Source organism: Caballeronia sp. BR00000012568055 (assembly GCF_029439455.1).
Taxonomy (GTDB): domain Bacteria; phylum Pseudomonadota; class Gammaproteobacteria; order Burkholderiales; family Burkholderiaceae; genus Caballeronia.
The window spans coordinates 1-21,961 of the sequence record NZ_JAQFVG010000308.1 but is presented as its reverse complement, the minus strand read 5'-3'; the positions used below and the strand labels follow the sequence as shown (position 1 = coordinate 21,961).

The 21,961-nt window shown below is 60.5% G+C and carries 21 protein-coding genes; 7 read left to right on the top strand and 14 right to left on the bottom strand.

The window, feature by feature from the left end; genetic code table 11:
* Positions 1-41 precede the first annotated feature (41 nt).
* Positions 42-1,556 (top strand): diguanylate cyclase domain-containing protein, encoded by a 1,515-nt coding sequence (locus P7F28_RS21900; protein ID WP_370467374.1) that lies wholly within the window; start codon positions 42-44, stop codon positions 1,554-1,556.
* Here the strand turns inward: P7F28_RS21900 and P7F28_RS21895 are convergent.
* The 9 genes from P7F28_RS21895 to P7F28_RS21855 all read right to left on the bottom strand — a co-directional run bounded on the left by P7F28_RS21895 (position 1,547) and on the right by P7F28_RS21855 (position 10,928).
* Entirely contained in the window at positions 1,547-2,320 is a 774-nt protein-coding gene (locus P7F28_RS21895) for a response regulator (protein WP_277186797.1), read from the bottom strand. The two genes, P7F28_RS21900 and P7F28_RS21895, sit on opposite strands and share 10 nt — an antisense overlap.
* 10 nt (positions 2,321-2,330) lie before the next feature.
* Entirely contained in the window at positions 2,331-2,996 is a 666-nt protein-coding gene (locus P7F28_RS21890; RefSeq protein WP_277186796.1) for a response regulator transcription factor, read from the bottom strand.
* Positions 2,997-3,146: 150 nt separating this feature from the next.
* Positions 3,147-4,898, bottom strand: coding sequence for a methyltransferase domain-containing protein (locus tag P7F28_RS21885; protein ID WP_277186794.1), 1,752 nt, complete (start codon positions 4,896-4,898; stop codon positions 3,147-3,149).
* 118 nt (positions 4,899-5,016) lie between these two features.
* On the bottom strand, positions 5,017-5,700 hold the full coding sequence (locus P7F28_RS21880) for a response regulator transcription factor (RefSeq protein WP_277186793.1): 684 nt from the start codon (positions 5,698-5,700) through the stop codon (positions 5,017-5,019).
* Positions 5,701-5,740: 40 nt separating this feature from the next.
* Positions 5,741-6,421, bottom strand: coding sequence for a response regulator transcription factor (locus P7F28_RS21875; RefSeq protein WP_277186792.1), 681 nt, complete (start codon positions 6,419-6,421; stop codon positions 5,741-5,743).
* A 194-nt stretch (positions 6,422-6,615) separates the two neighbouring features.
* Positions 6,616-8,976: an EAL domain-containing protein gene (locus tag P7F28_RS21870; RefSeq protein ID WP_277186791.1), complete on the bottom strand. Its 2,361-nt coding sequence runs from the start codon at positions 8,974-8,976 to the stop codon at positions 6,616-6,618.
* A 4-nt stretch (positions 8,977-8,980) separates the two neighbouring features.
* On the bottom strand, positions 8,981-9,598 hold the full coding sequence (locus tag P7F28_RS21865; protein WP_277186790.1) for a methylamine utilization protein: 618 nt from the start codon (positions 9,596-9,598) through the stop codon (positions 8,981-8,983).
* Entirely contained in the window at positions 9,595-10,023 is a 429-nt protein-coding gene (locus P7F28_RS21860; protein WP_277186789.1) for a group 1 truncated hemoglobin, read from the bottom strand. Before P7F28_RS21860 ends, P7F28_RS21865 begins: the two co-directional genes overlap by 4 nt.
* A 2-nt stretch (positions 10,024-10,025) precedes the next feature.
* Positions 10,026-10,928, bottom strand: a complete 903-nt coding sequence (locus P7F28_RS21855; protein WP_370467372.1) for a DUF3034 family protein — start codon at positions 10,926-10,928, stop codon at positions 10,026-10,028.
* A gap of 259 nt (positions 10,929-11,187) precedes the next feature.
* Here P7F28_RS21855 and P7F28_RS21850 point away from each other — a divergent pair, with 259 nt between their 5' ends.
* The 3 genes from P7F28_RS21850 to P7F28_RS21840 all read left to right on the top strand — a co-directional run bounded on the left by P7F28_RS21850 (position 11,188) and on the right by P7F28_RS21840 (position 15,246).
* Complete coding sequence (locus tag P7F28_RS21850; protein WP_277186787.1) at positions 11,188-13,233, top strand: bifunctional 2',3'-cyclic-nucleotide 2'-phosphodiesterase/3'-nucleotidase; 2,046 nt, start codon at positions 11,188-11,190, stop codon at positions 13,231-13,233.
* Positions 13,230-13,979: a tetratricopeptide repeat protein gene (locus tag P7F28_RS21845; protein WP_277186786.1), complete on the top strand. Its 750-nt coding sequence runs from the start codon at positions 13,230-13,232 to the stop codon at positions 13,977-13,979. Before P7F28_RS21850 ends, P7F28_RS21845 begins: the two co-directional genes overlap by 4 nt.
* A gap of 64 nt (positions 13,980-14,043) precedes the next feature.
* Entirely contained in the window at positions 14,044-15,246 is a 1,203-nt protein-coding gene (locus P7F28_RS21840; RefSeq protein ID WP_277186784.1) for an MFS transporter, read from the top strand.
* A 5-nt stretch (positions 15,247-15,251) separates the two neighbouring features.
* Here P7F28_RS21840 and P7F28_RS21835 read toward each other — a convergent pair whose 3' ends face one another.
* Complete coding sequence (locus P7F28_RS21835; protein WP_277186783.1) at positions 15,252-15,863, bottom strand: phosphatidylcholine/phosphatidylserine synthase; 612 nt, start codon at positions 15,861-15,863, stop codon at positions 15,252-15,254.
* A 169-nt stretch (positions 15,864-16,032) separates the two neighbouring features.
* Between P7F28_RS21835 and P7F28_RS21830 the strand changes: the two genes are divergently transcribed.
* From P7F28_RS21830 to P7F28_RS21820, 3 genes are read left to right on the top strand one after another with little or no spacing between them, the layout of a single operon-like run.
* Positions 16,033-16,536, top strand: coding sequence for a MerR family transcriptional regulator (locus P7F28_RS21830; protein ID WP_277186782.1), 504 nt, complete (start codon positions 16,033-16,035; stop codon positions 16,534-16,536).
* Complete coding sequence (locus P7F28_RS21825; protein ID WP_277186780.1) at positions 16,533-18,089, top strand: MFS transporter; 1,557 nt, start codon at positions 16,533-16,535, stop codon at positions 18,087-18,089. Before P7F28_RS21830 ends, P7F28_RS21825 begins: the two co-directional genes overlap by 4 nt.
* A gap of 20 nt (positions 18,090-18,109) precedes the next feature.
* The gene (locus P7F28_RS21820) at positions 18,110-18,928 is read left to right on the top strand and encodes a cytochrome c (RefSeq protein ID WP_277186779.1); all 819 of its coding nucleotides are present in this window, start codon (positions 18,110-18,112) and stop codon (positions 18,926-18,928) included.
* Here P7F28_RS21820 and P7F28_RS21815 read toward each other — a convergent pair.
* The 4 genes from P7F28_RS21815 to P7F28_RS21800 form a co-directional block, all read right to left on the bottom strand.
* Positions 18,900-19,319 (bottom strand): RidA family protein, encoded by a 420-nt coding sequence (locus P7F28_RS21815; RefSeq protein WP_277186778.1) that lies wholly within the window; start codon positions 19,317-19,319, stop codon positions 18,900-18,902. The two genes, P7F28_RS21820 and P7F28_RS21815, sit on opposite strands and share 29 nt — an antisense overlap.
* 13 nt (positions 19,320-19,332) lie before the next feature.
* Positions 19,333-20,160: an oxaloacetate decarboxylase gene (locus tag P7F28_RS21810; protein WP_277186777.1), complete on the bottom strand. Its 828-nt coding sequence runs from the start codon at positions 20,158-20,160 to the stop codon at positions 19,333-19,335.
* A gap of 73 nt (positions 20,161-20,233) precedes the next feature.
* Positions 20,234-21,685 (bottom strand): NAD-dependent succinate-semialdehyde dehydrogenase, encoded by a 1,452-nt coding sequence (locus P7F28_RS21805; RefSeq protein ID WP_277186776.1) that lies wholly within the window; start codon positions 21,683-21,685, stop codon positions 20,234-20,236.
* A 10-nt stretch (positions 21,686-21,695) separates the two neighbouring features.
* On the bottom strand, positions 21,696-21,961 hold a 266-nt coding region (locus P7F28_RS21800; protein ID WP_277186775.1), incomplete at its 5' end, for a hypothetical protein.

The following is a 21,961-nucleotide window of genomic DNA, read 5'->3' as shown; positions in this document are numbered from 1 at the left end:
CATTCGGCCTGCGGGTCCACGGTATGTCAGGCAGCAAGCCCTTGTTCAGCTCCATTCTGGCGACGCCGGCGACCGGGCACGGGCAGATCACGCCCGCCATTCGCGCTTCCCTGCTCTCCACGCTGGTCGAGGACATCCGGCCGCTGATGCTGTCGGGCGCATCGAGTCTGTTCGTCACGGTGATCGCGCTGCTGCGTCTGCACGCGCTCTGGACCGTGCTCTGGATCGCCGCCGACGCGCTGTTTCTCGCCGCGCGGCTGGGTATCGTGTATCGATATCGCTCGTTGTGCCGGCCGGTGCCGCCGCATCCGGGACCGTGGGCCGCGCGCTATGCGCCGTTCGCGCTCGGCGCGTTCGCCGTGACCGGCTGCGGCGTGATGGCCTGCGTCATCGCGGGCGATGCCGTGCTGACCTCGCTTGCGATCATGGTGACGGCGGGCGTGCTCGGCGGCATCGCATCGCGCAATGCGGGCATTCCGAAGCTCGCCGTCGCGCAAGTCTGTCTCGGCGCGTTGCCGATCGGCATCGGCGCGTTGCTCGGTCCCGACGGCTACTGGATTCTCGTGCCGCCTTTATTCCTCTACATCGGTGCGATGAGCGCGGTGGTACAGCGCCACTATCGCAACCTGGTCGCGCTGATGATCGCGGAGCAAGGGCACGCCGAAATCGCCGCCCGTTTCGATGCCGCGCTCGCCCATATGCCGCACGGCCTCTGCACCGTCGATGCATCGGGCAAAGTGGTGATCGCCAACCGCCGCGCGGCCGAATTGTTCGGCGCGACCGTGGAAATGCTGCGATTGAACGTGTCCTTGCCGGATTTCATCGGCTATGTGGGACTGGCGCGCTTCGGCGAAGCGCTGCGCGCGCAACTCGTCGAACGATGCCGCGAATGGCTTGCGCAAGGCAATGCGCCGCTCGACCTCAAACTCGCCGATGGCCGCGAACTCGAACTGAGCCGCAATCCGGTGCCTGATGGCAGCGCGGTCATCATTATCGAAGACGTGACGGAGCGGCGCAGAAGCGAGGCGAAAATCCTCCACTGGGCGCATCACGATTCGCTCACCGGCCTGCCGAACCGCCGCTATCTGAGCGATCACGCCGAACGGCTGATGAGCGGCGGGAACAGTAGTTCAGGCCGTGAAAAGGTCATGGTGATGTACATCGATCTCGACGGCTTCAAGCGCGTCAACGACACGCACGGCCACAACGCAGGCGATGAACTGCTGCGCCGCGTCGCTGACCGTCTGCGCAACGCGATGCGCCACGGCGAGCTTTCCGCGCGTCTGGGCGGCGATGAATTCGCGATCGTCGCGACTTACGTGGCGGACGCATCGAGCGTGGCGTTCGCACGCAAGATCATCGACGCGCTGTCGGAGCCGTATCGGCTGGACGATACGGTCGAAGCGCGCGTGGGCGTGAGCGTGGGTATTGCGCTGGCGCGGCCGGGGGAATCGTTCGAAAGCGCGTTGAAGCGGGCCGATGCCGCGCTGTACGAAACCAAGCTCGACGGACGCGGCGGCTACAAGATCGCGCAGGCCGAACGCGCCTACGGCTGAAGCGCGGCGTGCTGCTGAGCGCGCATTTCGATCAGATCGGCGCGAATGCTTTCGACGAAGGTATCGACGTCTTCCACCCATTCGCCCGTTTCGCGCAGCACGGCGCGCAGTTCTTCGCACTGATCGAGCAGCATCGACGGGCCGAGCACCGATAAACCGCCCGAAACCTTGTGTCCCCAGCGGTGCAGTTTCTGCGTGTCACGCGTTTTGGAAATAGCGTCGAGCGCGGCTACGTCTTCATCGATCTGATGCACGAAGGCGCGCGCAAAGGCGAACGGCACGCCGGGAAAGCGCGGCGGCAAGTCTTCTTGGTGCTCCGTCCGAGTGAGAGGCTCGCTGCTGACTTTCAACACCTTCGACAAAACCGCGAGCGAGACCGGCTTCGTGAGGTAATCGGTGAACCCGCGTGCCCGCCCGCGCGCCACATCTTGCGGACTCGTACTCGCGCTGACGGCGTAAATGCGCATGGCAGGATCGAGCGCGCGCGCATGTGCGAGCAATTCCACGCCGGTCATCTTCGGCATGCTTATGTCGGTCAGCACCGCATCGACGCGCCGCTTCTTCAGGATGTCGAACGCTTCCTCGCCGTCGGCCGCTTCGAGCACGGTCGCGCCGAGTTTCGCGAGTTGGACGCGCAGCACGCTGCGGTTGAAGGCGTTGTCTTCGGCGATGAGAACGGTCGGGCCGTGAAGGGGCGGCGCGGCATCGCGCAATACGCTTGCGGCGAACACGCTCGATTCGGTCACGTCAGCTTTGCGCTGCATATCGCGGCCATCAGGCCAACCCGGTTTTCGCTGCGTATTTCACGAGATCCACGTGATTTTCGACGTGCAGCTTTCGCATGGCCGAACGCTTCTGCGTCGCGACCGTCGGCACCGAGCGATTCAAGGTGCGCGCAATTTCGGTGACCGACATGCCCTGCGCGAACATGCGAACCACTTCCAGCTCGCGCGGCGAAAGCGGTTGTTCGCGGCCGAGGTCCTTGGCCGTCGAACCTTCTCGTGCAAGACGACTCTGTATTTTGGGCGAGATGATGGGTTCTTTCGTGGTCATCGCGCGGAGGGCGATCTGCGCCAATTCGTTCGCCGGCTCCTCCTTGCTGACGATAGCCGCAACGCCCAGCTTGCACAGTTCGTGGAACATGCCGCCGCTCGTCGTCATGGTGACGATCACAACGGGCACGCTCGGGTACGAACGGCGCAGGCGGCTGACCAGACGCAGCCCGTCGAGTTCGACTTCGTCGTCGCCTTGCATGACCAGATCGGTAATGATGAGATCCGCCGGCTCGCGATCCAGCGCGCGGATCAGTTCCGCACCGGAGTTCACCGAAGCCGTAATGCGAACGCCGGCGATCTTCGAGAACTGGTCGGATATGGCCAGAAGGACGATCGGATGATCGTCGGCGACGACAACGCGCACGTCGCGCGCTTGCCCATTCATAGACTCACCAAAGCCATCACGTCCTGCATGAAAAATTGAAACGGACGACACACTCGCCTCGAAAGAAGTAATAGCCGACCGATCCGGCTCACCGGCACGTACGTTGAAGAAACGGCCATCCAATTGATTTTAGGACACGCCTTTTTGCATTCAAAGTGCGGCTCTCATTTCGACCAGCTTGCCGGCGATCCGCTCGACGACATGCTGCCAGCCTTCATGCTCCAGGCTGCATCGATACAACCGTACACTCGGATACCACGGACTGTCCTCGCGAATGTAGTGCCAGCGCCAATCGCCGTAAGCAGGGAGCATCAGGAGCACAGGCTTGTTCATTGCACCGGCGAGATGCGCGACGGACGTGTCCACGGCGATCACCACATCGAGCTCCGCAATCACGCTCGCGGTTTCAGCCATCGTCTTCACCTGCGCGCCGATGTCGTGAAAGTGCGCGTGCGTGAGCGCGTAACGCGCGGCTTCATCGGCGCCCGCGCCTTTTTGTAAACTGAAATATTCGATACCTTCAAGACGCAACACGTCGTCGAGCACGGCCAGCGAGGGCAATGAACGACTCTTGTCGTTCTCATGCGTCGGATCACCCTTGAACACGATCCCGACCTTCAGCTTCCCGCGCTCGACCGGCGGCATACGCGATATCACGCCTTCGGGCGCATGCAGATAGGGCGTGGTTTGCGGCAAATGCTCCAGATCGAGCGGCAGCCACACGGGAATGGCGTGCGGAAAGACCCAATAATCAACAGCGGGCAACTGCGAAGCTTGCTCGACACCGATCACCTGATCCAATTCTCCCGAGGCCTCGTACAGTTCGACGAGCGGCATCTGACACACGGCGACCACGCGGGCGGCGCCACATTGTTCGCGGAAGATACGGGCGAATCGCAGAAAAAAGATCTCATCGCCGAGGCCGAACTCACTCCAGATCGCGATCGACTTGCCTTTCAGCGATTCGCCCTGCCATTCGGGTATGGTGTGCGGCGGTTCGACTTTGGTGCGCCGTTTAGTACCGAAAGGGCGCACCAGCGCTTCGCGCAACGCAAAACCTTCCTGTAATTTGCCACTCGCGATCAGATGAAGCACCTGATAGAGACGCGGGAGGTGCTCGCCTTCGAGATGCTTCACGCATTGTTCCCACACTGCGTCGCCGCAAGCGGGCACGTTCCGCCGCAACAGCTCCTTCGCGACGTAAAAGTACACGTCGAAGCGATACGGATAGGTACGCATCACGCGATCGCATGCGGTTACCGCTTCGGCGGTGCTGTCTGAATCGACAGCGCGGTTGAAAAGCTCGGCCGGCGACGGCACTTCGCGCTTGCGCAGCACGAGTTCGATCGCGCACTCGGCCGGGCCTTCCGCGGTTTGATCGATGTCGCGCCGTGCGGGATCGTAGTGTTCCCGGATAACCGTCAGGCGCTCGCAACTCGCAATGGGCGCAAGCGTGCTGACAAGTTCGAGCAGATTGACCGAACGTGCGAGCCCGCGCTCGGGCTTGCACACCGTGAAACTGCGCAGATGTTTTGCGTTGAAGCGGCTCGGCCACTCGCCGTGGCCATAGAGGTCTTCGTCGGGAACAGTGATGACGGCATAACCGCCCGGTTTCAGCAGTTCGAGCCAGCGCGTCAGCACCTTGCCGGGATTATTGAAATTCGCGAGACAGTGGCTCGAATGAACAAAGTCATAACGCCCCTCGGGCACGCCATGCATAGTTTCAGCGTCTTTCTGCAGGGCGTTCCACTCGAGCACGCTGCGGATGCACGGAAACGCCTGCTGATGCGCCGAGAGCGGGTCGTCAAGATCACCAATGTCGATGCCATCGCCCACGAAGTAGTTCTGCACGAACGATGATTCGCGCGAACGCCGCTGGCTGGCCTTGCTGGTCTCTTTCATTCCCGGTCCTCAGTGCTGAACGACGCGGTGAGCCGCATCGAAAAAATTCTAGTTCAACATTGATGTTATGGACGAGTGCCAGCAGCCTCAATAGAACAATTTCGATTGACGGGCTTTCTTAAACGTACTGCGCCTTGTGCGCCACGTCGCTGCGATCCAGCCGGAGACCGAGACGTGCCGCGAAACGGAAAAATTCGGAATCACGTGCAAAACCCAATTGCTTACACGCATTGACGCGCCGCGCACTGATGGTGCTTTTGCCACGGTTGAGGAAACGCGATGTCTCGCATACCGACATACCACACAGCATGAGGCCGGCAACTTCCATCTGCCAACGCGTCAGCGATGCAAATCGCCTCAATTCTGGCATCGACGCGAAACGAGCACGCGCGGCCTCCGAGACCGGCGACGAATACCGCCCGCCCCGCGCCAGTCGCCGTACCGCCGTGACCACTTCCGACAAGTCCTCCCGCTTATTCACGATACCCGCAACACCTCGTTGCACGAGACTGCCGATGAGGAACGGGTCGTCGGATTCGCTATGCACGAGCACCGGCAGATTCGGATAGGCCATGGAAACCGCCGATAGAAACCGCCAGCCGTCCAGTTCACCGGCGCGCGGCATGATGTAGTCGGTGACCATGACATCGCATTCGACGCGACTCAATAGTTCGAGTATGTCGTTCGGGCTTGTCGCCGTACCAATCACTTCGCAGCCTGCGGCTTCGAGCGCACCGCGCAGCCCACAGACCGCGAGGGGATGATCGTCAAGAATGGCGACACGAATGAGCTTGCCGGACATACCCGCTGTTTCCTTTTTCAATTGATGCCGCAGCGCCCTTTCAGTGGGCAGCGCTGCGTGTTTCCCACGCACTTCGATCCAGCCACAAATCATGCCCGAAGGCGAAGCGATACATTTCCGATTCGCCCGAAAAACCGAGCCGCTTGCAGGCTTCCGATCGCTGCGCGCTGATCGTGTTGACACGCCGGCGCAACAATCGCGCGGTGTCGCGCACATTCAGGCCGCACAACATGAGGCCAGCGACTTCCATCTGTCGCCGCGTGAGCCCGGCGAAGCGGCGCAATTCGGGCTGCGATGAGAATCGTTGAATGGCGTCGAGCGTGACAGGTGATCGATAAAGGCCACGTGAGGCGAGCGCGTTCAACGCGTTGATCACTTCGCCCATCTCTTCACGCTTGCTGACGATTCCCGCCACCCCGCGCTGCGCGAGACTGCCGAGCAGGAACGGATCTTCCGAATCGCTGTAGACCAGCACGGGAAGCGCGGGATAGTCACTGGAGATCGCAGCGAGAAAACGCCAGCCGCCTACCAGTTCATCGCCAGACATGAAATAGTCGGCGATCACGACATCGCACTTCGCGCCTTCCAGCAAGTGCCTGAGGCCAGCCGGGCTCGATTCGGCGCCGACGATGTCGAAGCCCTCTGCTTCGAGCATCTTCCGAAGTCCGCACAATATGAGCGGATGGTCGTCCAGAATGGCGACTCTGACGTTCTTGTTCATGGTGTTCTCGCAACGGCCTCGGCGAAGCATTCGTCTACATGGACCTTTTTATGTGTTGTGGCCCATGTCGTGAAAGTGAACGAACGATATCGGCGTGACAGAACCGGTTCTATCGAACGATGTCGAAAACCTTTCAGGTGCAGATCGGGACAGAACGTTGCAGTGAAATGCGCGTTCAGAAAGAAGGAAAAGCTTCAGGCTTGTTGCGCGACCACGTGCTGTTCTCGCGCCTGATGTTCGGCGACGGCGTTCTGTGCTTTCCAGCCGTTGAGCCACAGTTCGAGCCTGGCCGGCGGCAGCGGCCGGCTCAGATGGAAACCTTGCGCCAGATCGCATTGAAGCTCTTTCAGGCGCATCAGCATTTCTTCGTTTTCCACGCCTTCGGCCACGACCTTCAGCCCCATGTTGTGGCCAAGATCGATAGTTAACCGAACGATTGTTTCATCGTCCTTATGATCAGCCATGCCCATGACGAAGGACTTGTCGATCTTGATCTCGTCCACCGGCATGCGCTTCAGATACGACAGCGACGAATAACCGGTGCCGAAGTCATCGATGGACAAGCGTATGCCCAGCGCATGCAGACGATCCAGCGTTTCGATCGCGTGATTCGGGTCGTCCATGATCGCGCTTTCGGTGATCTCGATCCAGATCCACGCCGGCTTCACGCCATGCTTTTCGAGCAAGCCCTGAAACGTCTCCGGCAACGACGACTGAATCAACTCACGCGCCGACACATTCACTGATACTTCGATGTCCAAACCTTGTGCGCGCCATTCCGCGCACTGCCCGATCGCCTTGTCCGCGACCCAGCGTGAAATGGTCTTGATATAGCCAGTCTGCTCGGCAAACGGAATGAACTGATCGGGCGCGACGAAGCCGCGCGTCGGATGATCCCAGCGCACCAGCGCTTCCACATATTTCACGCGATGCGTCGCCAGATCGACCTTCGGCTGGTAGTAGAGCGTGAGTTGGTTGTGCTCGACGGCCTGACGCAATTCGCTCATCAGCGAGAGACGTTCGGCGCTGTTCTGATCGTGACGTTCGTCGTAGAGCGAGAAGCCCAGGTTCGAACGCTTGGCCACGTACATGGCGATATCCGCGCGGCGCAGCAGCACGTTCATGTCCGTGCCATTGTCCGGGAACGTGACGATGCCGATACTCGCGCCCACATCCACCAGTTGATTTTCAATGGTGATCGGCTGTTCCAGCGCGCGCAGCATGCGCGTGGCGAGCAGACGCGCGGCATCGATATTATCTGTGGGCAGCAGCACCGCGAATTCGTCGCCGCCGAGACGCGCGACAGTATCGGTCTGGCGTTGCAGCGTGGCGCGCAGACGCTTGGCCACTTCGCACAGCAGCATGTCGCCGATCGGATGGCCGAGCGTATCGTTCACGTACTTGAAACGGTCGAGGTCCATCATCATCACGGCGAGCGGCTTGTTGGTGCGCATGGCGGAAGCGAGCGCCTGTTGCAGCCGGTCGTTGAACAGCGCGCGATTCGGCAGGCCCGTCAGCCGATCCATATACGCCAGTTCGGTGATGCGCCGTTCGCGTTCGACAATGCCTTCCTGCATCTGATTGAATGCGTGCGCGAGCTGACCGATTTCATCCTGATGGCGGACTTCGAGCGGCTCCGCATATTCGCCCTGCCCGATGCGCGTCGAAAACGCCGCCAGTGCCGCGATGGGCCGCGTCACCGAACGCGCCGTCAGCACGCTCACGATGATCGACACCAGCACGCCGAGAATCGTGATGATCAGCAGCGTGGACTGCAACCGATGATACGGCGCGAGCGCTTCGATCAGCGAGCGCTCCAGCAGCACCGCGACCGTGCGCCCTTCCGAATGCAGCGGCACGAGGCGCGTCACGAAGCCTTCGTCCGCGAGTTGATTCTGATCCTTGAGCGTTGCGCGTGCGTAGTCGGACAGCGAACTGGCGAGCACGCCCCATTTGCCGCCTGCATCGACCGTGAGGAACGAGACATCGAGCGACGTGATGGTGCTCATTTCGCGCGCGAGGGCGTCGTCGATGGCGAATCCCATCACGACCCAAGCAATCGTGATCGGCGCTTTCACGGGCACCGCAACGAGCTGATACGCACGCCCGCCGATCATGCCGAACGAGGACGCATCGCCGCGTTTGGCGACGGTCTTGATCAGCGCGGGAAACGGAAACGTCGAGCCTGCGTGATCGGTGCCCGCGCTGTCCGCGATCAGCTTGCCGGCGAGACCGACGAGCATGACGATGTCGGCATGAATGCGGTCGCCGTGATTCTCCAGCGCCGACGCCACCGTCTTGCCATCGTGCGACGCGACCGCTTCGCGGAACCCGAAGTCCGCGGCGACCACCGTGGCGGCCTGCGTCAACTGTTCGCTGTTGCCGCGTATCACCTGCCCGAACACGCGCTCGGCCACGGTGAGTTGTTCCTCCGCGCCGCGATGCGCGTTCTTCACGATCACCGAATTGATGACGAGATACGCCGCAGCCTGCGCGATCAGCATCAAGACGACGAAAGCAAGTGCAATGCGCGCACGCAGGCTGTGGAGAAACATGGCGTTACTCGGCTTTCTTCAGTTGCAGCGAGAATTTCGTGGCTGCATCCGTGTTGGCAGCGACCTTCTGCGTCGGCTGCGCGTTGGGATCGGTCAGGCGGAAATGCCACGCGATCAGCTTGTACGAATCTGGCGGCACGGTCAGCGTCGCGGTGCCGTTCGCGTCGGTGCGCGCGAAGTACGGCGTCTCGACGATCAGCAGGTACGCGACCATCGTGTCGTGAATATTGCAGCCCATCACGACGAGGCCGGGTTTATCGAACGTGACCGGATTGGCCGGAATGCCGTGGTACAGATTCAATTCGAAGCGCTTGGCGGGCGAAAAGGAATACACATCGTGCTCGATGTTGTCCTTGTTCGGGAACGTGACCGCCGCGCCGGTCTGCACGACGGACACCATCGGCACGAAACGGCGCTTCACCTGATCGATGATGGCTGGCGCAGGCTTGCTCGCGGGGAGCTTGCCGTTCACGGGCATCGCGTAGACGACGGCGTCGGGCACGGGCGCGCCGGCCTGATCCAACACCTGCACGTTGATGCTCGTCGCATGCGCGAACGAAACGGCGAATGCAAACGCACTAACGAAAGCAAGAAGTTTCGACATCTTCATAAGGTTTTTCATGGACGATCCTGCACATCGCGATACAGCGGCGCGAGCTTCGCGAGCAGCTTGTTCTGGGCGTGGAACGGCACGTTGTTCTTGTCCATCGCCAGTTGCAGGTCTTCGACCAGCGCATTGAACGCGGCACGGTCGATGGCGTGGCCTTCGTGGGCGCGCTTCATCGAACGGCCGGTGTAAGTGCACGGACCGCCGATCGCCTCGCAGAACTGATCGACGAGCAAAGGCTTGATGCGCTTGACCGGCGCGTCTTCGAAATACGGCGCGGTGCGCGGATCGGCGAGGACGTTGTCGTACATGTCATCGACGATCTTCGTCAGGCCTTCTTTCTCGCCGAACTGTTTGTAGAGCGCGTCGTCGGCGTACGCATTGACGCTCGCGAAAGACGCGAGCACGAGCGCCGCATAAGCGGCGAATCGAATCTTCATGATCAGAATCCCGCCTGCAGCGAGGCATACACGCCACGCTGATTCTTGTAGGTCGCGATATCGCCCAACGCGACATACGCGAGCGTCAGCGAAACATGCTTGTTCGGCGCCCACGCGACAAACGCGTCGTACGCATCCTGTTCGCGCGCGAAGCCCAGATTGTTCGGCTTCATCCGATATTCCGCGCCGATCGCCACGCTTTTCGACAGCAGATACGCCACCGACGACTCGAATTCCGGATGATACGCATTCGATTTGTCGCCGCCGAAGCCGAGCAAACCGAACTGGTTCGCCTTCGTGAAGCGCAGCGTGCCGTTGAGCAAGAGGCTTTGCGCGAGCAGCAGCTTGGTCGCGGACAAATAGAAATCGGTGCCGGAATTGCTGACCGCGCCGACCGCCTTGACGATATCGCCCTGTTCGTTGTGCTTGAACTGGATGCCCGCGGAAATCTGCGGCACCCACGTGTCCTGATCGAGCACGGCATCGCCGAGCACGCGCACTTTCACGCCGAAGATGTCCTGATTGAATTTGAAGTTCTCGCCGAGACCGAGCGCCGCGCCTGCATCGCGCGTATCGAAAGTTTGGCGGGCCAGCGAAAATTCGACGCGATTCGCCACGCCCACGGTCAAGCCGTAGGTGCCGAGCGCGAAGTCCTGCGTGTGGACATAGGTGCCGTGCACGTCCGCGCCAACCTGCTGCGCGGTGCCATAGCCGCCGATCACGGCCCACGGCACGAGACCGCCGCCCGCCGCGCCTTCGACCTGCGAAACGCCGCCGGTCAGCAGCAGCTTGCCGCTTGTAAGCGGAACGACGGGCGGTTCATCGGCGTGAGCGGACAGCGAGAGCGAGACGAGGGCTGCCGAAAGAATCCCGGCGAGGCTCGCGGTCGGACGTTTCAATCGCATTGCTGGAAAAAGGGTTCGGAAATCGGTTTGGGGACGATGGCGTCGCTTAACCATTTCGGCCACGCCTCTTCATGTGCCTGTAAACGGCGCTTTCTTGACGAAACTTGACTGCAAGTGTTTAAAAACAACGCTAAACGTTTGCATGGCAGCTTTCGCCGAGTCGCGCTTTACGGAACGTTTTCGGCGTGCGTCGGGTTACTGTCACAAACCTTACGTATCTTCCCTCCTCGTAATAAATGACCACATAAGAGGACGAGGGATGAAACAACGTGAGCGGATCGCGCTGGGGCTGGTTCTGACATCGACGGCATTGCTTGCCGCCTGCGGCTATGACGACGACAACAACGACACGCCCGCGACGCCGGCAATCGCCGATGGCACCAAGGCCACGCTCGCGATGCTCGAAACCACCGACATCCACACCAACGTTCTTAGCTACGACTACTTCAAGCTCGCCGAAGACAAGTCGATCGGTCTGGAGCGCACCGCGACCTTGATCGCCGCCGCGCGCAAGGAATTCGCCAACACCATGCTGCTCGACGATGGCGACACCATTCAGGGCACGGCATTGGCCGACTATCAGGCGCTGGTCTCGCCGGTGAACTGCCAGACCACGCTGGCCGTCTACAAGGTGATGAACGCGTTGAAGTACGACGCGGGCACCATCGGCAATCACGAATTCAATTACGGCCTGCCGTTCCTCGCGCAAGTCACCGGCAACAAGCTCGATGTGCCGAATCTGCCGCCCGTCGCGCAACAGCAGAGTTGCGCCGGACCGGCGTTCCCGCTGGTGCTATCGAATGTGCTCGGCGCGAAAACCGCGCAGCCGATCTTCAAGCCCTACACCATCGTCACGCGCAACATCACCGCGACGGGACCGGATGGCAAGGCCGTCACCGTGCCGGTGAAAGTGGGCGTGATCGGCTTTACGCCGCCCGCGATCATGTCGTGGGACAAGCGCAATCTAGAAGGCAACGTGTACACGCAGGGCCTGAAGGAAAGCGCCGAAAAGTATGTGCCGCAGATGCGCGCGGAAGGTGCACAGATCGTCGTCGCGATGTCGCACGGCGGGCTGGACAACTCCGCTTATTCGCCGACGATGGAAAACGGCAGCTATTACCTCTCGACGGTGCCGGGCATCGACTTATTGATGATCGGCCACTCGCATCAGGTGTTTCCGGATGCGACCAGTACGGTCTCGCAGTTCAATCTGCCGGGCGTCGATAAGGTCAAGGGCACGGTCAACGGCGTGCCGACGGTGATGGCGAACTTCTGGGGCAAGCACCTCGGCGTGATCGCGCTGTCGCTGACGTATTCGAACGGCACGTGGAATATCGACAAGAGCGCGACGAAAGTCGAAGCACGCGCCATCCAGAACGCCGATAAAACCTACGTCGCCGCCGATCCGACCGTTTCTGCCGCCATCGCCGCCGAACATCAGGCGACCATCGATTACGTGAAGACGCCGATCGGCTCGACCGATTTCCGCATGACCAGCTACTTCGCCGACGTGGGCGATGTATCGGCCATCGAGATCGTCAATCAGGCGCAGGCGCAGTACGTGACGGACTATATCGCCGCGAATCTGCCGCAATACGCGGGCATTCCGGTGCTGTCCGTGAGCGCGCCGTTCAAGAGCGGCTTCGGCGGCGGCACGGACTTCACGGATGTATCGGCGGGCAATGTGGCGATCAACAACGCGGCGGATTTGTATCTGTACCCGAACACGGTCTATGCCGTGAAGGTGACGGGCGCGGATCTGAAGGCGTGGCTCGAAACGGCGGCGCAGCGCTTCAATCGGATCGATCCGACTTCCACTGCGGCGCAGGCGCTGGTGAGCAATTATCCGGGCTACAACTTCGACATGATCACGTCGAAGGACTTCACGTATGAGATCGATGTGACGCAGGCCGTTGGGAGCAGGATCAAGAATCTAAGCTACAAGGGCACGGCGGTGGCCAGCGATCAGGCGTTCATTGTCGCGACGAACAATTATCGTGCGAGCGGCGGCGGGAATTTTCCGGGGCTGGACGGCAGCAAGACGATCTACGCATCGCCGGATGCGAATCGTGACGTGCTGATCTCGTACATCAAAAAGATCAAGTCGATTACGTCGGTGACGAATGGAATCGATCGAAGCTGGCGCTTTACCAAGGTCAGCACGCAAGGTCAGGTGACGTTCAAGTCCGCGCCGAATCTGGCGGCGCTCGCGCAGACGCAGGGCATCACCAATATCACGCAGATTCAGGCCGATGATGGCACCGGCAAGGGTCTCGCGGTTTATTCGATCAACCTCGCGCAATGATTTTCACACGCGTTCTCCTGATCACCGCAGGCGTGTTCGCTGCGGCGGCTTTCGTGGCCGCACGCACGCCCACGCGCGATATCGACGAATGGCGCGTGCATGCGCTTTCCACCCGCTCTGTTTCGTCGATGACCAAGCTGCGCGCCGCATCGTGGGCGGGCAACGATGAAGCGGCACTCGCGCTCGGCACCGTGCTGGTCGCCCGCAACGACGACAGCGATACGCGCGAGGGCATCGGCTGGCTGGAACGCAGCGCGAACAGCGGCAACGTCGATGCGCAGTACATGCTCGGACGCGTGCTGTTCGATCGAAAGACGGACCTGACGCAAAGCCGCGTGTGGCTGGAACGCGCGGCGCATTCGCTGCCCGTCGCGCCCGCCACGCTCGACGATGACCACGCGCCGCCCGCAGGCGCACAGGCTGCGTACTGGCTGTCGTCGATCTATCGCAACGGTTACGGCGCCCCGCGCGATACCGCCGCCGGCGTGCGATGGCTCGAACTCGCCGCGCGACATGGCATGCCGCAAGCGCAGTTTCAGCTTGCCAATGTGTATCGCGAACGCGGCGACGACGCGAAGGCGCTCGCCTGGCTCGAACGCGCCGCGCACGGCGAAAATCCCGAAGCGAATCTCGCGCTGGCGATTGCGTATCGCAACGGCGAAATGGGCCTGCGCCGCGACGACGACACGTACTGGAACTACGTGAAAGAGACGCTGCACGACTATAAACACCGCATTCAGCCGTGATTTCGCGCCCTGCACGGTTTTCTTCGAACGCGTATCCTTCGCTTTCGCCAATCGAGGAAAACCCATGTCGACGCCCGCCTCCCGCGCGAACGATAGTTCAAAACATATCGAACTGACGCGCGGCCTGATCACGCTGTTCGCCTTCTGCTGCGGCGCTATCGTCGCGAATTTGTATTACGCACAACCGATCACCGAGCTGATCGCGCCCGACCTGCACATGGCGAACGGCACGGCGAGCCTGATCGTCTCGTTGACGCAGATTGGTTACGCGCTCGGGCTGTTCTTTATCGTGCCGCTCGGCGATCTGCTCGAAAACCGCAAGCTGATGATCGTGACCGTGCTGGTGTCGATCGCCAGTCTCGCGGCGGCATCGATGGCGCACTCGCCGGGCTGGTTTCTGCTGATTTCGCTGCTGATCGGCTTTTCGTCGGTCGCGGTGCAGATTTTGATTCCGCTGGCCGCGCATCTCGCGCCGGACGAATCGCGCGGCAAAGTGGTCGGCACGGTGATGAGCGGTTTGCTGCTCGGCATCCTGCTATCGCGTCCGATCTCGAGCGTAGTGGCCGGGCACTTCGGCTGGCGCGCGATGTTCGCCGCCGCGGCCGTGCTGATGGCGTTTATCGTGGTCGTGCTGGCGCTGACCATTCCGCGCCGACAGCCTGATCATCAGGCGACGTACTTCGAACTGATCGCATCGATCGGGCATCTGGTGCGCACGCTGCGCCTTCTGCGTTGCCGATCGTTCTATCAAGGGCTGATGTTCGCATCGTTCAGTCTGTTCTGGACGGCGATTCCGATCGAACTCACGCGTCACTATGGCTTGACGCAGACGCAGATCGGCCTGTTCGCGCTGATCGGCGCGATCGGTGCGACGTCCGCGCCCATCGCCGGGCGTCTCGCCGATGCCGGGCATACGGTGCGCGCGACCTTTATCGCGTTATCGCTGGCGGTGCTGGCTTATTTGCCGGTGCTGGTGCATCCGGCGTGGGGCGTCGGTGCGCTGGTGGTGACGGGCGTGCTGCTGGACTTCGCCGTGCAGATGAATATGGTGCTCGGCCAGCGCGAGATTTATGGTCTGGACGCCGCGAGCCGCAATCGGCTGAACGCGGTGTATGTGACGAGCATCTTCGTGGGCGGCGCATGCGGCTCGGCATTCGCGAGCCGCATTTACGATCAGGGCGGATGGCCGCTGGTCGCGATGATCGCGACCGCGTTTCCGTTGATCGCGCTGGTGCATTTCGCCGCGATCGGGCGGAAGCTGCACTGAGTCGCTTAAGGCTTCGGAATCCGAATCCGGCTGATCATCAACGAACCGGAAATCGCATAAACCATCACCAGCGGATGCAGGGTGAAGCCCGCGAACTTCCACGTGCCGAACCACATGTTCTCGCCGACCGCGCCGAGGTAAGCGGCGATGCCCAGCATCAGCACGATGGCGAACGATGTCGGAATGGGCGTGCCTTCAAAGTGCGTCACCTTGCCCGATCCGCCCGACATCTCTTCGGTCGTCACGTTATAGCGCGCCAGCCGCGACACGCCGCACGCCACGAAGTACGCCAATATCACGCGGTCATATAACCCGCGCATGCCGAATCCATAGCCGATGATCGCTGGCGCGACGCCGAACGAAATCACGTCCGCCAGCGAGTCCAGTTCCTTGCCCAATAGCGAAGCCTTCTGACGCCACCGCGCAATGCGGCCGTCGAGCACATCGAAGACGAGCGCGGCGAATACCAAAGCCACCGCGAGATAGATATGCAGCACGTCGTTGTCGTCGAGATAGGACATCGACGAGAACAGCGCGCCGGTGCCGCAGACCGCATTGCCGAGCGTGAACCAGTCGGCCAGATGGAAGTCGCGGATCATCGAGAATCGTTTGTTCATGCGCCTTTTTTAATCATGTCGTGAATCGGGCGATGCGCGTATTGCTTCGTTGTGCATCGTGCGTCCAAGTCTATCACTGCGCCTTCCCAAGCATCATGCGTCCGACCCAACCCGTACGCGAACGTACAGGTTGGCGTTATAATGCCGTTTTCCCGTGCCGGAGCGCCGTATGTCCGCGTCCAAAGCCGAATTGCTTACCATCCGCGACGCCGCCGAGCGTCTCGATGTCACGCCGCGTACGCTCAAATATTACGAAGAGCGCGGCCTGGTGACGCCGGACCGCAGCGAAGGGCGGTATCGGCTATACAGCGAACAGGACCTCGAAAAGTTCGCACGCATTTTGCGGCTGCGTTCGCTCGGTTTTTCGCTGCAAGGCATCACCGAAATACTGAAACGTCCGCTCGATTCCGTGAGCGAAGGCCGCTCCGCCTACTCCATGAGTTCGCTGCGCGAAATCGAAGGCGCGCTGTCGCAACAACTCGAATCAATCGATGCGCGCATCGCTTCAGTTCGACGCGAGCTGAAAGAAGCACAAGCCGTTCGCGGCGAACTGGCCGATGACCTAAGCTACATTCAGCGGCGCATCGCGGGCGAGAGCAGGGAAGACCTGCTGAAAGAACGCGCCGCGCGCAAGCGCCGCAAACCTGCAAGCAAGGAGGATGCCGCGAAATGACTCCGGCAGCATCGATGAGTCAGCGCTCCTTTGTCTCACGCCTTCGCGCCGACTTTTTTCCGTGGGCCATTGCGCTCGCCACGGGTCTCGATTATTTCGACAACGCGATCTTCTCGTTCTTCACCAGCCATATCGCGGGCGGCATCAACGCATCGGTCGATGAACTCGTGTGGTCGTCGAGCGCGTATGCGGTGGCGTCCGTGCTCGGCATTTTGCAGCAGCAATGGTTTGTCGAACGGCTCGGCTGGCGTCGATATGTCGGCGGCTGCCTGGTGCTGTTCGCGGTCGGCGGACTGGCGGCGGCGATGTCGGAATCGTCGATAGAACTGGCGTTCGCGCGCGGATTTCAGGGCTATTTCATCGGCCCGATGATGAGCGCGTGCCGCATTCTGATTCAATCGAAGTTCACGCCGCAGACGCGCGGTCCGGCCGTGAAACGCTTTCTGTTTATGATCCTGCTCGGCAGCGGCCTCGCGCCGATGGTCGGCGGTTATTTGATCGGCTACTTCGGCTGGCGCGTGTTGTTCACCAGCACCGCGCTCGCCGGTTTCGTGTTTGGCGGCTTTGCGTTGCTGGCGGTCCCGCACAGCGGCCACGTGCAACCCGAGCAACGCGGCGACGCGCATTTCTGGCCGTACATGACATTCGCGCTTGCTTTAGGCGCATTGCAAATCGTCATGCAGCAAGTGCGATTCGAGTTGTTCAGCACGTCGCCCGAGTTGCTCTTGATGACCATTGGCGGGATCGGCGCGATTGCGTATTTCGTGTGGCATCAGTGGCATCATCCGAAGCCCTTGCTGCGGCTGCATGCGTTGCGCGAGAAAACGTTTCGCGCGGGCATTGCGTTGTATATCGCGTTCTACTACATCAACAATGCGATGGGGTTTCTCGTATCGCGTTTTCTGGAAGGCGGGTTGCGTTATCCGGTGGAGAATGCAGGACGACTGACTAGTTTTACGTCGATGGGTTCGCTGTTGATGGCCTTCGTTTATTTCCGCTATTCCGCGCGCATCACGCATAAGAAATGGGTGATCGTGCCGGGCTTTTTGCTGGCGGCGTTGATCGGCGCGTGGATGGTGCGCATGCCGCCCGATGCCAGCATGCCGTGGCTCGTGTTACCGCTGACGTTGCGCGGGTGTTTGCTGTTGTTCATCGCGTTGCCGGTGGCGAATCTGACTTTCCGGATCTTTGCGATCGAGGAGTTCAATCACGGTTATCGCTTCAAGAACATCGTCAAGCAACTGACGTATTCTTTCGCCACGGCAACGATGATCATTCTTCAGCAGCATCGGCTGGCGGTGCATCAGACGCGGTTGGCGGAAAGCGTGAATCCGTTCAATCCGCTGTTTCAGAATACGTATGAGCGGCTCGTCGGCGGGTTCGAATCGCTTGGGTATGGCGCGGCGCAGGCGAAGGGTTTGGCGATGGGCGAAATCAGCAGCATCGTCACGCAGCAAGCGAGTTTTTTGAGCGCGCTGGACGGGTTTTATTTCATGATCGGTGTGGCGCTGGTGGGCGGCGCGATTGCGATTTGGCAGAAGCAGATCGATTGATCAATCTCGGGATTTTTTCGATGCGATTCAAACACGCACTCGCGCTTCTATGTTTTATGCTGACTTGTGCTTCGTCGATGGCGGCGAGTCTTGTCGTCGATATCGGCACGAAGCGCGTTTATACGACGGAACAACTGCTCGCGCGTGGGGATGCCGTCACGCTTCACGTTCCCGATGACGTCGTGTTCCATCGGACGATGACTTATCGCGCGGTGCCTTTGCGCGCCTTGCTCGGTGAAGATGCTGTTAAAGCCCTGCCCGCCAATCACGAATTGCAGATCACCGGCACCGATGGCTTTGTCACGCATTTGCCTGCAAATCTCGTGTTCAATGGCACGCAAGCCACGCCCTGGCTCGCGATTGAATCGGATAACGAAAAATGGCCGCGCCTGCCGAACGGCGACGATATCGGTCCGTTCTACGTCGTGTGGATCGATCCATCCGCATCGCATATCACGAGCGAGCAGTGGCCGTACAAAGTCGATGCGATCCGCAGCGCGCCGACGCTCACCGCCAAATGGCCGCAAATCGCGGTCGCGCGTAATATTCCCGCCGATTCACCCATCCGCAAAGGCCAGGCGCTGTTCGCAGCGCAATGCATGGCGTGCCACAAAATGAACGGCGCAGGCGATGCGTCGATGGGACCGGATCTGAATCTGCCGCACAACCCGACGGAATATCTTCAGCCGTGGGTGCTGAAGCAATTCATTCGCGATCCTAAATCGATCCGCGCGTGGCCCGATATGAAGATGCACGGCTTCGACAAAAACGCCATGAGCGACGGCGATATCGACAATGTGATCGTTTATCTCAGGTACATGACACATCGGAAAAACTAACAGCCGCCACACAATCGATTTCGATATCGAACTTGCCCGGCCACGCGGGCACGTTGATAAAGATGCGCGCCGGAAAATGCGGCGCGAAGTATCGCGCGTAAATGGCGTTGACCACGGGAAACGCCTCGACGGATGTGCAATACACATTGCACTTCAACACCTGATCCATCGACGATCCCGCCGCTTCCACGCACAGCTTCAACTGCTCCATCACCAGTTCGGTTTGCCGTTCGATACTCGCATCGACGGCGATCTGGCCGGTGGCGGGATCGAAGGGCGGAAAGCCGGACACATAGACGGTATCGCCATGACGCGTGACGGCGGACGTCGGCGCTTTGAAGCCTTCGAGCCACGTCGAAAGCGGTTCGACGCGGATGATTTCGCGAGCCATATCTCCTCTCTTTTTATTTAGTATGCCGATTGAAGATGCCGTTCAGCTCATCGCCTGCGGCCGCGTCTTTGAAGCCATCGAAACGGCCATCGGCTAATCCAAGCGCTGCGCGCATGAAACCGCCCCACGCCGCGCGCGCCAATCCGCCGCCGACGCTCACGCGACGCACGCCCATCGACGCGACATCATTCAACGTGAATTCGGATACACCGCCGATCAGCAGATTTACCGGCTTCGGTCCGACCGCTTTCACCACCGCTTCGATCTGCTCGCGCGACTTGATGCCGGGCGCGTAGAGGCAATCCGCGCCTGCATCGGAATACGCTTTGAGCCGCGCGATGGCATCGTCGATATCGGGCTTGCCTGCGAAGAAGTTTTCCGCGCGGCCGATAAGCAGCGTGTCGCCACCGTTGGCATCGATGGCGCGGCGCGCGGCGTTGATGCGCTCCACGGCGGTATCGATGGACATGAGCGGCGCGGACGTATCGCCCGTCGAATCCTCGATCGATAAACCTGCGACGCCGGTTTCGATCGCCAGCCGCACGCTTTCAGCGACTTCATCAGGAGTCGCGCCGAAGCCGCTTTCGAAGTCGGCGTTCACGGGCAAGTCGGTGGCATCGACGATAGTGCGCAGATGCGCGAGCACGGCATCGCGCGTAACGCTGTTGTCGGCGTGGCCCATCGACCAGGCGAAACCGGAACTGGTGGTCGCGAGCGCTTTGAAACCGAGCGTCTCGAGATAACGCGCAGAACCGATATCCCACGGATTAGGAAGCATGAAACAGCCGGACTCGTGCAATGCGCGGAACGCCGCACGTTTTTCAGATACGCTGCGTGACATGAACGTGTCTCCTGTCGTCGTGATCGCAACGATTATGCGCGATATTCAGCGATCCTTCATAAACATCGACAGTTCATAAATTGCCGAAACATACGTACTTCGCTTCGAGATATTCTTCTACGCCGGAATGCGCGCCTTCGCGTCCCATGCCCGATTCCTTGATGCCGCCGAACGGCGCGACTTCGTTGAAGACGAGGCTGTCGTTGACGCCGACCACGCCGCATTCCAGCGCTTCCATCACACGGAAAGCGCGGCTGATATCGGTCGTATAAAAGTACGCGGCCAGACCCGTGCGCGTGTCGTTGGCGAGCGCGATCACATCGTCTTCGTCGCGGAACGGCAACACGCTTGCAACGGGTCCGAGAATTTCATCGCCGCAAATGTTCATCGATGGTTTCACATCGGTCAGCACGGTCGGCTTATAGAAGTTCGATCCGGCATTCAGACGCGCGCCGCCCGTGGCAATCGCAGCGCCTGCGCGCACCGCATCGTCAACCAGTTCTTCGATGCGCGCGACCGCTGCATCGCTGATAAGCGGGCCGATTTGCGCGCCTTCCGCGAGGCCGTCGCTGACCTTCATCACCGCGACCTTCGAGACCAGTTTCGCGACGAAACTTTCGTACACGTCTTCATGTACGAAGAATCGATTCGCGCACATCGCGGCCTGCCCCGAATGACGGAAACGCGCGTCGAGCGCGCCTTTTACGGCGAGGTCGATATCGGCATCGGCGAACACGATGAACGGGCAATTCGCGCCCAGTTCCAGCGACACTTTCTTGACCGTGTCGGAGCACATCGACATCAGCCGCTTGCCTTCGTCGATGGAACCGGTGAAGGAAATTTTGCGCACATCGTTACTGGCGAGCAGACGCGTGCGGATCGGCTCTGTTTCGCCCGTCAGCACAGACAAGACGCCGCGCGGCAAGCCCGCATTTTCACCGAGCGCGCATAACGCGAGGGCGGAAAACGGCGTCTGCGGATCGGGATGATGAATCACCGTGCAGCCCGCCGCGAGCGCCGCGCCCACGCGCCGCGCGACCATCGACGAGGGAAAAGTCCACGAGGTGAACGCGCCGCACACGCCGATCGGCTGGTGCAGCACGCGTATGCGCTGATTGCGACGCGGCGCGGGAATATTGTCGCCATAAATGCGGCGCGCTTCCTCCGCGAACCAGTCCAGATAATTCGATGCCTGTGTAATCTCGGCGCGCGCTTCGTGCAGCGGTTTGCCTTGTTCTACGCACAGGATCGTGGCGAGATCATCGCGATGATTGTTCACCAGCGCCGCCCACTCGCGCAGCACCGATGCGCGTTCGCGGCTGCTCCAGCCGCGCCAGTCCTGTAAGGCCGCTTGCGCGCATTCGATCGCTTCTGTCACTTGCTCTGCGGATACCTGCGGTATGGAGCCGATGATATCGCCTGTGGATGGGTTGCTGACCGGAATTCGCGGTAGTGCCGTGCTGTCGATCCACTTTCCGCCGATGTATGCGGATTGCTCGAAGAGGCTGGGGCATTGCAGGTTCATATGCGGCTCCCTATGGGTGTTTTTTTAGCTTAGCGTATTTTGTTTTTGGTTCGCTTATCGTGGGCGTAGGGTCGGTATATGGTTGCTTACATGCTGGTGTTTTTGGGGCGTTTTGGTTCAGTAGCCGCCTCCCCGGCGGGGGGGTAACTTTCTTTGCTGCTGCAAAGAAAGTCACCAAAGAAAGCAGCTTTTTCAACCGGACACTGCCCGTTGAAAAGGCAAGTGGATTAATGGTCTCTCTCGGTAACAATAGCCCGCCGCCACGGAGGCCTGCCC